Raw genomic sequence first — 11,620 nt, forward strand, 5'->3', positions numbered from 1 at the left:
CAGGAAGATGACGGCGATGACGCCGCCGATCATGAACCAGGCTCTGCGCGATTCGTCCATGCCCACGGGTCACCTCCCGGCCGGGGCGGGCACCGCGCCGTCCGGGGACCGCGCGGGGGACTCGTCCGCCTCCGGCCATCATGACCCGATTCCGGGCGGGCCGCTCGCGGCAGGTCAGGCGACCCAGGCCCCGGTCATGCCGACGACCGCCGAGCCGTCCTGGTCGACCAGCTTGTTCCCCGTGAAGTCACGGGCCCACTGAGAGGTCTGGATACGGAAGGCGGGCTCATCGACGGTGAGCGCCTCCATGACGGACTCGGCCGCGCCGGCCGGGGTCTGCGCGCCGTTCATGAACTGGCCGACGGTGCGCTCGACGTAGTGGCGCAGCGCGTCGGAGTACGGGCCGGCGGCGGCGATCCGCGCTTCGAGGTCGAGGCCGATGTTGTTCACGAACTCCGTGGCGACGGCGCCGGGCTCGACGACGGTCACGTTCACCCCGACGGCGCCCGCGACGGGGGCCAGGCTCTCCATGTATCCCTCCACGGCGAACTTCGCGGCGCAGTAGGCCTCGTTGAAGGGCTGACCGATGACGCCGCCGACACTGGTCACCGTGATCAGCCGGCCGCCGGTGGCGCGCAGGTGCGGCAGCGCGGCCTTGGAGACGTTCAGTACGCCGAAGAAGTTGACCTCCATGACCGCACGGACATCTGCGACGGTTTCCAGCTCCAGGGTGCCCACGTGCCCGGCGCCGGCGTTGTTGACGACGGCGTCCAGCCGGCCGTAGTCGGCGATGACGCCCTCGACGGCGGCGGCGACGGAAGCCTCGTCCACGACGTCGAGCTGCCGGATGTCGATCTCGACGCCCGCCTCGACGGCGGCCTTGCGCAGGGCATCGGCGCGGCCGGTGTCACGCAGGGTGGCGACCGTACGCCAGCCCGCCCCGGCGGCGGCGATCGCGGCGGCGAGGCCGATGCCGGAGGAGGTGCCGGTGATCAGGACGGTACGGGCAGAGGTGGTGGCGGCGGATGCGGGGGAGGTCGACATGGCGGGGCCTTTCATGGGGGGATTTATGTGCGTGCACACACACTATAAAATTATGTGCGTGCGCACGCAAGCTCTAGACTGCCGACATGCCGAAGAAGCTCACCGAAGCCGAGATGCCGGCGGCCGACCACGCCTTCTACGGGCTGGTGTGGGCCGGAACGATCATGACCGATCGTGTCGACCGGGCTCTGATCAAGGCCCACGACCTCCCCGTGTCCTGGTTCGAGGTCATGCTGTGGCTGGCCTCCAGCCCCGAGCCGGTACCCGCCTCCGTCCTCGGCAACAGCACCCTTCTCAGCCGTAGCCAGGTCTCCCGCGTCGTGGACGCCCTGCAGGCCCGGGGCCTGGTGACCCGCACCCCCTCGGCGCGCGACGCCCGATCGGTCGAGGTCTCCCTCACGGAGGCGGGACGCACGGTGTTCGCCGAGGCCGACTCCACCCGGCGCGAAGCCCTGGCACCCGTCTTCACCGACCTCCTCGACGAGCGTGACCTCGAGGCACTGGGCACCGTTTGGCGCAAGCTCAAGGCGGCGAAGGCCGCACAGGCCGAACAGGCCGAACAGGAGCGCACCCGATAGAGCCCGGCCGGGAAGCGCCGACACGGTCTCTCCGCGCGCTCAGCCGAGCTGGTAGTCGAACCAGATCCGATGGACGCCGTCGGCATCGACCGCCAGACCCCCGGCACCCGAGATCCCGGCGAGTGCGCCCGTGCCGCTGGAGGGCACGATCGTGAAGAACTCCGCGGTGCGGTCACTGCCGGACGTGGTCGCCGAGTGCACGAAGTTGAAGGCTCCGTCCAGGCCGTGCAACGAGCCCTCGAAGGACTCCATGGCGACATAGGTGCCGACGCCGGTCCCTTGGTCGAACGCGGCGGTGAACAGCGTCGCGGAGCGGCCGGCGACCTCGCCCTCGAAGGACTTCTCCATGGTCGCGACCCCCACGGGCAGCCCGGTGGGGACGGCGGGCTCCGGCTTCAGCTCGGTCGGGACGAACGCTTCGACGGTGAACGTGCCTGCGGCTCTCATGGATCGACCGTAGCGGTGCCCTCCGACAACGCGCCGTCAGCCGAGGCGTTCGTCGGGGGTGAGCGTGGCGGCGGCGGCGAAGAGTCGGGCGCAACGGCGTGTCATGGCGTCCGGGGTCTGCTCCGGATGCTTGACCCACCAGCGCACCAGGGTGGCGACCAGATCACGCCAGACGTACTTGAGGGCGTCGGCGTCCAGCGGGTCGGTGGATCCGGCGGCGTGCAGCAGTTCCGCGGTGCCGCCGGCGGCGAGCCGGTCGATGGCCGACCAGTACTCCGAGGCCCGGCGAGCGGCCTCACCGCCGGGCGGCAGGGTGGTGTCGTAGAGCACGAACCACGCCTCCCGCTGCCCCTCCAGGGCGGTGAAGATGCTGCGGAGCACGCGTAGCGGCGTGTGCGGCGCGGCCCCGCCCTCACCCATGGCCGCGCGGATGGTGTCCAGCAGCCGGTCCCCGACCGGGATCAGGCAGGCCACGTACAGGTCTTCCTTGGTACCGAAGTACTGGTGCAACAGCGTCTTCGTGACCCCGACGCGCGCGGCGATGGCGGGGAGCGAGGCGGCCGCGTAGCCGTGCGTACCGAACTCCTCGGTGGCCGCCTCCAGCATCTGCAGGCGGCGGTGCTGACGCGGGACGCCCTTGGTGCCGGCCTTGGAGGAATGTGAGGAGGGGGTTGCCATGGGCCGATATTATCAGTAGGTAATTTACCGCAAGGTAAATTACCTCTACCCCCAGGAGCGCCGCCCATGGCCGGCACCACCCCGCAGCCGACGCAGCCCACCTCCCGTACCCGCTCCTGGTGGGGCTGGGGCTGGGCGGACGCGCATCCCGACGACGCGGAGTGCGCCGCGATGGGCGCGCTGCTCCCCGGCACCCTCGACCGTCCGCTCCCCGTGCCCCGCGTCCGCGACCTGGCCGTCGCCGCCCCCGCCGTGGAGCCCCCGCGCAGCCTCGCCCGTCTGGTCGCCGCGGATCCCGCGGACCGCGCCGCGCACTCCATGGGTAAGGCCTACCGCGACGTGGTGCGCGCCCTGCGCGGAGTCCCGGGCCGCGTCCCCGACCTCGTCGCCCGCCCCACCGACGACCAGGACGTGGCCGATCTGCTGGACTGGGCCGGCGAGCGGCAGGTCGCCGTCGTCCCGTACGGCGGGGGCTCCTCGGTCACCGGCGGCGTCGAGTACCGCGGCGACGCCCACCGGGCCGTCATGTCCCTGGACCTGACCGCCATGGGCCGCGTACTGGAGGTCGACGGCGAGGGCCGGGCGGCACGCATCCAGGCCGGCACGCTGGGGCCGAGCCTGGAGGACCAGCTGCGGCCCCACGGCCTCACCCTGCGGCACTTCCCGCAGAGCTTCGAGTTCTCCACGTTGGGCGGCTGGCTCGCCACCCGGGCCGGCGGCCACTACGCCACCGGCCGCACGCACATCGACGACTTCGTCCAGTCGCTGCGCGTCGTGACCCCGGCCGGCGTCAGCGACTCCTGGCGGTTGCCCGCCTCCGGGGCGGGCCCCTCCCCCGACCGCCTGTTCCTGGGCTCCGAAGGGGCCCTCGGCGTCATCACCGAGGCATGGGTGCGCCTTCAGGAACGCCCCCGCCACAAGGCGTCGGCCGCGGTCGCCTTCACGGACTTCCGGAGCGCCCTACGCGCGGTGCGTACCCTCGCGCAGTCCGACCTCTCCCCCGCCAACTGCCGTCTGCTGGACTCCGGTGAGGCCGCGCTGTCGGGCGCGGCGCACGACGGCAGCTCCGTACTGGTCCTCGGGTTCGAGTCGGCGGACGAACCGGTGACCGCCCGGCTCGAACGGGCCGTCGCGCTGGCGCGCGCGCACGGCGGCCGGTACGACGGGGTGGGCGGCGCGCAGGGGGACCCGGGGGCGGGCCCGGACGGCGACGCGGCCGTGAGCGCCTGGCGCTCGGCGTTCCTGCGGATGCCCTACCTCCGCGACGGCCTGGCCAGGATGGGCGCGATCGCGGAGACCTTCGAGACGGCGGCCACCTGGGACCGGATCCCCGACCTGATCGACGAGGTACGCAGAGAGGTCGGCGAGGCGGCGGCCAAGGCCACCGGCTTCCCCGCGACCGTCAACTGCCGCCTGACGCACGTGTATCCGGACGGCGCGGCGCCCTATTTCACCGTACTCGCCGCCGGCCGGGACGGTGACGAGGTCGCCGTCTGGGACGACCTCAAGGCCGTCGCGAGCGAGGTCCTGCACCGCCACCGGGCCACGATCACGCACCATCACGCCGTCGGCCGGGACCACCGGCCGGGCTACGACCGCCAGCGTCCCGAGCCCTTCGCCCTGGCCCTGCGCGCCGCGAAGGGGGCCCTCGATCCGCGGGGCATCCTCAACCCCGGTGTGCTCGTGGGCTGACCGTCGCCCGTACGTACGCCGGTGCGCCGGCGCCCCGGAGCCGACCCGAAAGGGCCGGGTCCCTCGCATGACGGACCCGGCCCCTACGGTCCACGCCCGGTCGGACGCGGTAGACGCGGTCAGACGCGGTCGGCCGCGATCAGCACGTACTGGAAGGAGCCGTCCTTGTAGGACTCGATGAACGCCTCCTCGATGCCGGTGACCAGGGAGGACGTGGCGCGCAGCTCCCAGTAGGGCAGGGTGTCGGGGGTCAGGTCGATGACAGCCTGCGGGACCAGGCGGTTGTCGGCCATCGCGCGCAGGTACTCGCGGCGCGAGTGGATGTTGCACTCGAAGTGCGCGTTGATCTGGGAGACCCACTTCGAGGGCTGTCCGTACCGCGGGTTCCAGCAGCCGGTGATGGTCACGTACCGGCCGCCGACCCGGAGGACGCGCGAGTGCTCCGCGAAGAGGTCGTGCAGGTCGACGTACATGCTCGACTCGTTGTTCCACGAGCCGGCGGCCTTCCCGGTCTCGAACGGCGTGCTGAGCATGTTGCAGACACGGGCCCGGACGTGGTCCTCGATGCCGAGTTCCTGGGCCCGCCCGTTGGCGAAGTCGGCCTGCTTGGCCGACAAGGTGACGCCCTCGACCTTGCATCCGAAGCGCTGGTGGGCCATGACCATCGAACCGCCGCGGCCGCAGCCCGCGTCGACGAGGGTGTCGTCGCGACCGATGGAGCCGAGGTGCTCGAGGAGCAGTTCGGCCTGGGCCGACTCCAGTCGGTGGAGCTCGGCGATCAGCTTCTTCTCGTATGCGCTGTCCTCGGTGTCGCCGAGGGAAGCGTGATCGACGTCGCCGATGCCGTAGTGGTGGTGGTAAAGGCCGTCGACGTCGCCGAGGCGAAGGTTCACGGGCCTGGCCTCGTGGTCCCAGTAACGGGCGATGTCCCCCTGGTAGGGAGTCGCCGGGCCCGGGATGAACAGGGAGGAGGTACCGGCGGTGGTGAGATCGGTGCTAGTCATGAACAATTCCCATCTTTACCAGAAATCGGGCAAGCTGTAGCGATAGGTGTTGGTCTGATGCCAGTAATGGTTTCCGTCGACCCATACGGCCACCCCGCGCAAGAAGCGCTGCACGCTCGGGACGGGGCAGGTGACGGCCAGTTCGGCGGCGGCGGCCTCGAAGTCGCGCATCAGGTCGTTGTGGACCTCGACGGCCTTCAGGTAGGCATCACGCTCGGAGCGGCTCTCGCGTTCGGCGATCACCACCGGGAGGTTCAAGTGCCGTCCGGGACTGGCCAGTTCCTTGGTGTAGGAGTACAGATCGTTGACGATGGTGGTGGCATTGCCGGCCAGCGCGATCACCCGTTGCATGGCGGGCTGCGCGTGGAGGTCCGCGGGCAGTTCGTAGCCGCCGACGGAGTCGGTGATGGTCGGGCAGGGCCGGAAGTTGTTGAACTGGCGCATCGCCAGGTACTCCCACACCTCGGGCACGTACTCCGTCTGCGCCCAGGCGCCCTCGGCGAGGTAACCCATGTGCAGCCGGGCCATGTCGTGCCGGTACCGGTCGGCCTGCGAGGGGGTGGTCGCCTGGAGGAAGTACTCCATGGCCGACCGGTAGGCGCGCCGGGGCGCGTCGGAGAGAAGTGACGCCTCCCAGTCCGGCGCGTACTCCTTCGTCGTGTGCAGGGGATCGAGAGCGGTGTGCGCCAGCAGCAGACGACCGCCGAGGCCGACGGGCGAGCCGCCGTGGTCCTCGCAGTAGCAGTCGTCGACCGCGTTCTCGGCGACCATCAGGCGGGTGGCCAGCATCAGGTGGTCGATGCTGGGGGCGTCCGGATGGCAGGCCACCATGTAGCGCCCGACGGAGAAGCCGTCGAACTGGTCCTCCCAGTCCTCCGGGTAGAGCGACACCTCGTCCAGGGCCCAGGCCTTGATCCGGCGACCGAGCTCCTCCACCCGCACCGGATCGGGCTCCGGCACCGGGTGGTGGTAGAGGCCCGGAATCGGATGGCCCGCCACCGGCACGGGCGCGGCCGGCGTGCCGCCCGGCGCGGGCGCCTCGCTCCGGGTCCAGTGCAGGCTCGCCGTCCCCAGGCCGCTGGGGCCGCGCAGGATCCGTTCGAGGGCGGCGCTCGGCTCGGGCGCGGCAACGATGGCGGCCGCGGCCACACCCTCGTCGGGCGCGGGCACGGGTGTGAGGGCGGGCGGCCCCGTCGGCAGGGCGGGGGCTGCGGGCGAGACCGGCGCGGAAGGCTCCACGGGCTCCGCGCCGGCGGCGAGGGCGCTTGCGAGAACATGAGCCCCGAAGGACGTCACGGCGGCGGGCAGGCTCGACTGCAGAGGGGAAGGCCCAGGATCGGGCATCCGTAACTCCTTGGAGACGTAAGTGGGTTGTCCCGGATCCCGGGCTGCTCGGCGGGCCAGGACAGGCGGGTGTCCTGGCCGTCACGGCCGTCGGGCAGGTCCTCTTAGTCCCGCCTGCGGGCGATCTGCACGTTCTCCAGCACACCGAGCGCGTCGGGCACCAGGATGGCGGCGGAGAAGTAGGTCGTGACCAGGTAGGAGATGATCGCCTGCTCGCTGATCCCCATGAAGCGGACCGAGAGGCCCGGCTCGTACTCCTCCGGCAGGCCGGTCTGGCGCAGACCGATGACGCCCTGGTTGTCCTCCCCGGTTCGCATGACCAGGACCGAGCTGGTGTTCTCCTTGCTGATCGGAATCTTGTTGCAGGGCAGGATCGGGACCCCGCGCCAGGCCGGCACCTGCTGCCCGCCGACGTCGACGTGGTCCGGGTAGAGCCCGCGGGCGTTGAACTCGCGCCCGATCGCGGCGATCGTGCGGGGGTGGGCGAGGAAGAACTTGGAACCGCGGCGGCGGCAGAGCAGTTCGTCGAGGTCGTCGGGGGTCGGCGGGCCCGAGTGGGTCTGGATCCGCTGCTTGAAGGCGGCGTTGTGGAGCAGACCGAAGTCCCGGTTGTTGATCAGCTCGTGCTCCTGGCGCTCGCGCAGCGCCTCGATGGTGAGCCTGAGCTGTTCCTCGGTCTGGTTGTGCGGACCGTTGTAGAGGTCGGCGACCCTGGTGTGGATCCGCAGCACGGTCTGCGCGATGGAGAGTTCGTACTCACGGGGCTTGAGCTCGTAGTCGACGAAGGCGCCGGGCAGGTCCGCCTCACCGGTGTGACCGGCCGACATCGCGATCTCGGCCTCGCCGTGCTTGTTCTGGCGCTGGTGCGGGAGCGAGCTGAACCGGTCGATGTGGTCCTGGAGTTGCGGCGCCGCGGAGAGCACGGAGGCGAAGTCGCCGCGGGAGAGGGTGAGCAGGATGCCGGGCGTCTCGGCGGTGGCCGTGTAGTCCCAGGTGGCGTCGGCGTCCAGCAGGGCGTTCTCGCCGAACCGGTCGCCGTCGGCGAGGACGGCGACGGCGACGTCGTCACCGTACTTGCCGACGGAGGTCTGGCTGATCCTGCCGTGGGCGATCAGGTGGATCTTGTCGGCGGCGGTACCGCGCTCGACGATCACCTCACCGGCCCGGAAGTCGCGCTGGACGCACCGGCCGGCGATCGCGGTCAGCACCTCGTCGTCCTCGAAGCCGCGCAGCAGGGCCAGTTCGCCGAGCTCGCGCGGGATCACCCGGACGTTCGCGCCGTCCTGGACGAACTCGATGGTGCCGTCGCCCACGGTGTACGTCAGCCGGCGGTTGACCCGGTAGGTGCCACCCTTGGTCTCCACCCAGGGGAGCATCCGCAGCAGCCAGCGGGAGGTGATCTCCTGCATCTGCGGGGCGGACTTGGTCGTGCTGGCAAGGTTGCGGGCAGCCGCCGTGCTCAGGCTGGACTGCCGCGGCGGCTCCAGCTGCGCTTCCGGGCTGGTGTCAACGGTCATCGGGCGAGCTCTCCTTCGTAAGGGTGGTGGACAGCGGATGCGCGCGTCACCAAAGAACGAGGAAAAAGGGGGGCGAATATCCGGGAATCCGTACAGATTCGGGGGAACAGTATCGACCGGTACACCCAGTTGAGCCTGAAAACCGTTGGCATTACCTCGATTCGGTGATCTTGCACCGCAGGTGGTTTGCCGGGGTTATGAACGATATTCGGCCTTACTCACGAACACGGCCGAAAAGTGGCGCGGCAGTCGGCCCTGCGGCCGGTTCTACCGGCCGGTCCTACCGAACGGTTCGGGTCTCCTCGACCACGGCCGGCCGCCACATCGCCGTCACCTCCAGCGGGCCCACCGGCAGGCGTCTCAGGGTGGTGAAGCCGAAGCGGTGGTAGAGCCGTACGTTCGCCTCGTCGGCGGTGGTGAGGAAGACGCCGCCGGGCGCGGGGGTCGTGGCGAGCAGGTGGCCGAGGAGCCGCCCTCCGGTGCCCCGTCCCGCCGCCGCGGGCTCGACCCCGATGAACTCCAAGGTCCAGGCGCCGGGACGGGTTTCGGCCTCTGCGGCGTGCAGATAGCGCAGCGTCCGCAGCAGGGCGCGCGGGCCGCAACCCGCCAGGGCGCGGGCGGCCCAGGCCGCCCGGGCCGGTCCGGAGGGGGTGGCGGCCGGTGGGGTGAGGACGGCGGCGGCGACGGGCCGGCCGTGGGGGTCGGCGAGCAGGGCTCGGCGGGCTCCCGGGAGCGTGGCGTGCGTCCGCAGGGTGGTGGTGAACCACGCCTGCCGCACCCGGTCCGATCCGCCCGAGATCCACGTCATGGCGGGTTCGTGGGCGAAGGCGGCGGCGAGCACGGTCGCGCACGGGCCGGGCGGTGGGGCGTCGTCCCGGTCACCCGCGTCGGGCTCAGACATCGCGCCGCCGTTCGAGCGGAGCCTCCGGCACGAGGTGGCACACCAGCAGCTTCAGGAAGAAGAGCGGCGCGAACCAGGCGAGGGCGGTGGGCACGGGCAGCCAGAACAGGTCGACCAGCACGGCGGCGGAGTAACCTGCCATGGCCGCCGGGCGCTTGAGATGGACGGGCGTGAACTCCACGACCACGGCGGCGGAGAGCAGCAAGGCGGCGTTGCCCAGGATCCAGCGGTGGTCCCCGCCGAGCACCAGCAGGCCCATCGCGGCGAGGTGCAGCACGTGCGCGCCGACGAAGACCAAGCGGGCACGCCGGGCCCGGGGGTCCTGGCGGTGGTACCAGCGCTTGGCGGAGTTCGTCGCGTTGGTGAGGATCCCTCCGAGCAGATCAAGGCCGATCAGCACGACCACGGCCGACTGGAGGCCGGTCCAGTCACGATGGATCCCCGACGACCACACGCCGGCCGCGAGCAGCGCGGCGCACCCGCCCGCGCCGAGCAGTTCCACCGCCGATTCGGAACGGGACTTGCCCGGCCCCATGAACCGCTCCAGGCGACCCAGCACTCCCGGCGAGGTGGGCGGTATCTCCCAGCGGATCTCCAGATCAGTGCGCACGCCCGGCCCCTGCGTCCGCTCCGCCGCCCCACAGTCCGCGCAGCAGGCTCCAGACCTGCTCGCCGCCGGGCACCGCCCGCGCCGGGGGTCGCTCCGGAGGTGCCGCGCGCAATGCGCCCAGCGCCCACTCGTCGGCCGCTCGCATCACGGCCGCGGTCGCGCCCGCCAGCAGGGCCGGGGCCACGTCCGTCCGGATGAATCCGAGCCGCTGCCCGTCCTCGACCACGGCCCCGAACCAGGCGAGCCAGACGTCGCCGTGAGCCCGCCCGACGGCGGCGTCGGCGAGGGCCAAGTCGTCCGGGTGGGCACCCAGGTGCGCGACCAGGGCGTGCGATCCGGCTTCCAGTCGCGCCCAGAAGTCGGCCTCGTCGCGAGCCGGGGCCCACGGACCGAGGACGCCCAGGAGGCGGTCGAGGACGTCGTCGAGAACCGCGGCGAGGAGGTCCTCGCGGCCGTCGAAGTACTGGTAGGCGGCGGTCTTCGAGAAGCCGGCCGCCTCGATGATCTTGTTGTACGAGGCGGCCGCGGGGCCGTGTTCGGCGAAGTGCGCGCGGGCGACGGCGAGGATCGCCTCCTGTCGCTCGGCCGGCAGTCGATGGAAGCGAGGGAGCGGAGTCATGTACTGAAGGTACACACCAGTGGGGTGTACCGCTAGTACACTCCACGGGTACATCCCCTCCGGGGAACCGAATTGATCACGTATGACGTCTTCGAGGGCACATGACCGGCCAGGAAGAGGAGGACCTTACGTGAGGACCCCGGACGCATCGACGTCCCGACGCGCACTGCTGACCGTGGGCGCGGGGGCGGCGCTCGCCGCCGCGCTACCGGTGGGCACGGCGAGTGCCGCGTCCCCGGCGGCCGGACTGCGCGCGCTGGAGCGCGAGTACGGGGCACGGTTGGGGGTGTACGCGCTGGACACCGCCACCGGCCGGACCGTGGTCCACCGGGCCGACGAACTGTTCCCCATGTGCTCGGTGTTCAAGACGCTCGCGGCGGCGGCCGTACTGCGGGACCTCGACCACGACGGCGCTCATCTCGCCCGACGCATCCACTACACGCTCCAGGACGTCAAGGACGCGGGCGGCGGGTCGATCACCGAGATGCCCGAGAACATCGCGAACGGCCTCACCGTGGCGGAGCTCTGCTCCGCCGCCATCGCCCAGAGCGACAACGCGGCCGGGAACCTGCTGCTGCGCGAACTCGGCGGCCCCACCTCGATCACCCGCTTCTGCCGGTCGCTCGGTGACCGTACGACCCGGCTCGACCGGTGGGAGCCCGCGCTGAACTCGGCGGAGCCGTCGCGGGTGACCGATACGACGAGCCCCGGCGCGATCGGGCGGACGTACGCCCACCTCGCGATCGGCGACGCGTTGGACCCCGGGGACCGGGAACGGCTGAACCGGTGGATGCTGTCCAACACCACCAGCGGCGACCGCCTGCGGGCCGGCCTGCCGAAGGACTGGGCCGTGGCGGACAAGACGGGCGCCGGTTCGTACGGGACCAACAACAACGTGGGCGTCGCCTGGCCGCCGGGACGACCGCCCCTGGTCCTGGCCGTCCTCACGACGATGCCGGAGCCGACGGCGCCGCGCGACAACACCCTGATCGCCAGAACCGCGAAGCTGCTGGCGGACACGCTCGCCTGATCCCTCCCCCTCCCCCGCGCAGGCCCTCGGGGTGGGGCCGGGGGGGCCCCGGGCCCCCCCCCCGCGGGCCCCCCCCCCCCCCCGCCCGGCGCGGGGGGGGGGGGGGGGGGGGGGGGGGGGGGGGGGGCGGAGCGGGCGCGCCGCGGGGGGGGGGGT

Annotated in this window: 12 protein-coding genes; 3 read left to right on the plus strand and 9 right to left on the minus strand. The window is 71.8% G+C overall.

The features are described from left to right. Positions 1 to 174: 174 nt before the first annotated feature. Positions 175 to 1,044, minus strand: coding sequence for an SDR family NAD(P)-dependent oxidoreductase (locus ACGFYY_RS09170; protein WP_393707821.1), 870 nt, complete (start codon positions 1,042 to 1,044; stop codon positions 175 to 177). Between the two features lie 86 nt (positions 1,045 to 1,130). On the opposite strand from ACGFYY_RS09170, the gene ACGFYY_RS09175 reads away from it, so the two are divergent. Further along, positions 1,131 to 1,622 carry a MarR family winged helix-turn-helix transcriptional regulator gene (locus ACGFYY_RS09175; protein ID WP_393707822.1) on the plus strand — a complete coding sequence of 164 codons (492 nt, stop codon included), beginning with the start codon at positions 1,131 to 1,133 and terminating at the stop codon, positions 1,620 to 1,622. Between the two features lie 39 nt (positions 1,623 to 1,661). Here the strand turns inward: ACGFYY_RS09175 and ACGFYY_RS09180 are convergent, their stop codons facing one another. After that, entirely contained in the window at positions 1,662 to 2,069 is a 408-nt protein-coding gene (locus tag ACGFYY_RS09180) for a DUF3224 domain-containing protein (RefSeq protein ID WP_393707823.1), read from the minus strand. 36 nt (positions 2,070 to 2,105) lie between these two features. Next, a complete protein-coding gene (locus ACGFYY_RS09185) occupies positions 2,106 to 2,747 on the minus strand; it encodes a TetR/AcrR family transcriptional regulator (RefSeq protein ID WP_393707824.1) in 642 nt (213 codons plus the stop codon). A 66-nt stretch (positions 2,748 to 2,813) separates the two neighbouring features. Between ACGFYY_RS09185 and ACGFYY_RS09190 the strand changes: the two genes are divergently transcribed. Beyond that, positions 2,814 to 4,439 carry an FAD-binding oxidoreductase gene (locus ACGFYY_RS09190; protein ID WP_393707825.1) on the plus strand — a complete coding sequence of 542 codons (1,626 nt, stop codon included), beginning with the start codon at positions 2,814 to 2,816 and terminating at the stop codon, positions 4,437 to 4,439. A 119-nt stretch (positions 4,440 to 4,558) separates the two neighbouring features. On the opposite strand, the gene ACGFYY_RS09195 is transcribed toward ACGFYY_RS09190, so the two are convergent. The 6 genes from ACGFYY_RS09195 to ACGFYY_RS09220 form a co-directional block, all read right to left on the minus strand. Next, positions 4,559 to 5,443: a geranyl diphosphate 2-C-methyltransferase gene (locus ACGFYY_RS09195; protein WP_393707826.1), complete on the minus strand. Its 885-nt coding sequence runs from the start codon at positions 5,441 to 5,443 to the stop codon at positions 4,559 to 4,561. Between the two features lie 15 nt (positions 5,444 to 5,458). Beyond that, positions 5,459 to 6,787, minus strand: a complete 1,329-nt coding sequence (locus ACGFYY_RS09200) for a family 2 encapsulin nanocompartment cargo protein terpene cyclase (RefSeq protein ID WP_393707827.1) — start codon at positions 6,785 to 6,787, stop codon at positions 5,459 to 5,461. A 104-nt stretch (positions 6,788 to 6,891) separates the two neighbouring features. Continuing rightward, positions 6,892 to 8,304 carry a family 2B encapsulin nanocompartment shell protein gene (locus ACGFYY_RS09205; protein ID WP_393707828.1) on the minus strand — a complete coding sequence of 471 codons (1,413 nt, stop codon included), beginning with the start codon at positions 8,302 to 8,304 and terminating at the stop codon, positions 6,892 to 6,894. 280 nt (positions 8,305 to 8,584) lie between these two features. Further along, positions 8,585 to 9,205 carry a GNAT family N-acetyltransferase gene (locus ACGFYY_RS09210; RefSeq protein ID WP_393707829.1) on the minus strand — a complete coding sequence of 207 codons (621 nt, stop codon included), beginning with the start codon at positions 9,203 to 9,205 and terminating at the stop codon, positions 8,585 to 8,587. Continuing rightward, positions 9,198 to 9,815: a hypothetical protein gene (locus ACGFYY_RS09215; RefSeq protein ID WP_393707830.1), complete on the minus strand. Its 618-nt coding sequence runs from the start codon at positions 9,813 to 9,815 to the stop codon at positions 9,198 to 9,200. Before ACGFYY_RS09215 ends, ACGFYY_RS09210 begins: the two co-directional genes overlap by 8 nt. Further along, positions 9,805 to 10,434 (minus strand): TetR/AcrR family transcriptional regulator, encoded by a 630-nt coding sequence (locus ACGFYY_RS09220; protein WP_393707831.1) that lies wholly within the window; start codon positions 10,432 to 10,434, stop codon positions 9,805 to 9,807. The genes ACGFYY_RS09215 and ACGFYY_RS09220 overlap by 11 nt, the downstream gene beginning before the upstream one ends. A gap of 130 nt (positions 10,435 to 10,564) precedes the next feature. Between ACGFYY_RS09220 and bla the strand changes: the two genes are divergently transcribed. After that, on the plus strand, positions 10,565 to 11,464 hold the full coding sequence (gene bla, locus ACGFYY_RS09225; RefSeq protein WP_393707832.1) for a class A beta-lactamase: 900 nt from the start codon (positions 10,565 to 10,567) through the stop codon (positions 11,462 to 11,464). Positions 11,465 to 11,620 lie beyond the last annotated feature (156 nt).

It is taken from the genome of Streptomyces sp. NPDC048331, from assembly GCF_043201215.1.
In the GTDB taxonomy this organism is placed as follows: Bacteria; Actinomycetota; Actinomycetes; order Streptomycetales; family Streptomycetaceae; genus Streptomyces.

Excerpts from the sequence above, each read along its gene's own strand:
- ACGFYY_RS09180 (WP_393707823.1), bottom strand. The coding sequence starts at position 2,069 with ATGAGAGCCGCAGGCACGTTCACCGTCGAAGCGTTCGTCCCGACCGAG.
- ACGFYY_RS09170 (WP_393707821.1), bottom strand. The coding sequence starts at position 1,044 with ATGTCGACCTCCCCCGCATCCGCCGCCACCACCTCTGCCCGTACCGTC.
- ACGFYY_RS09190 (WP_393707825.1), top strand. The coding sequence starts at position 2,814 with ATGGCCGGCACCACCCCGCAGCCGACGCAGCCCACCTCCCGTACCCGC.
- ACGFYY_RS09205 (WP_393707828.1), bottom strand. The coding sequence starts at position 8,304 with ATGACCGTTGACACCAGCCCGGAAGCGCAGCTGGAGCCGCCGCGGCAG.
- ACGFYY_RS09175 (WP_393707822.1), top strand. The coding sequence starts at position 1,131 with ATGCCGAAGAAGCTCACCGAAGCCGAGATGCCGGCGGCCGACCACGCC.
- ACGFYY_RS09220 (WP_393707831.1), bottom strand. The coding sequence starts at position 10,434 with ATGACTCCGCTCCCTCGCTTCCATCGACTGCCGGCCGAGCGACAGGAG.
- ACGFYY_RS09195 (WP_393707826.1), bottom strand. The coding sequence starts at position 5,443 with ATGACTAGCACCGATCTCACCACCGCCGGTACCTCCTCCCTGTTCATC.
- ACGFYY_RS09200 (WP_393707827.1), bottom strand. The coding sequence starts at position 6,787 with ATGCCCGATCCTGGGCCTTCCCCTCTGCAGTCGAGCCTGCCCGCCGCC.
- ACGFYY_RS09185 (WP_393707824.1), bottom strand. The coding sequence starts at position 2,747 with ATGGCAACCCCCTCCTCACATTCCTCCAAGGCCGGCACCAAGGGCGTC.
- ACGFYY_RS09210 (WP_393707829.1), bottom strand. The coding sequence starts at position 9,205 with ATGTCTGAGCCCGACGCGGGTGACCGGGACGACGCCCCACCGCCCGGC.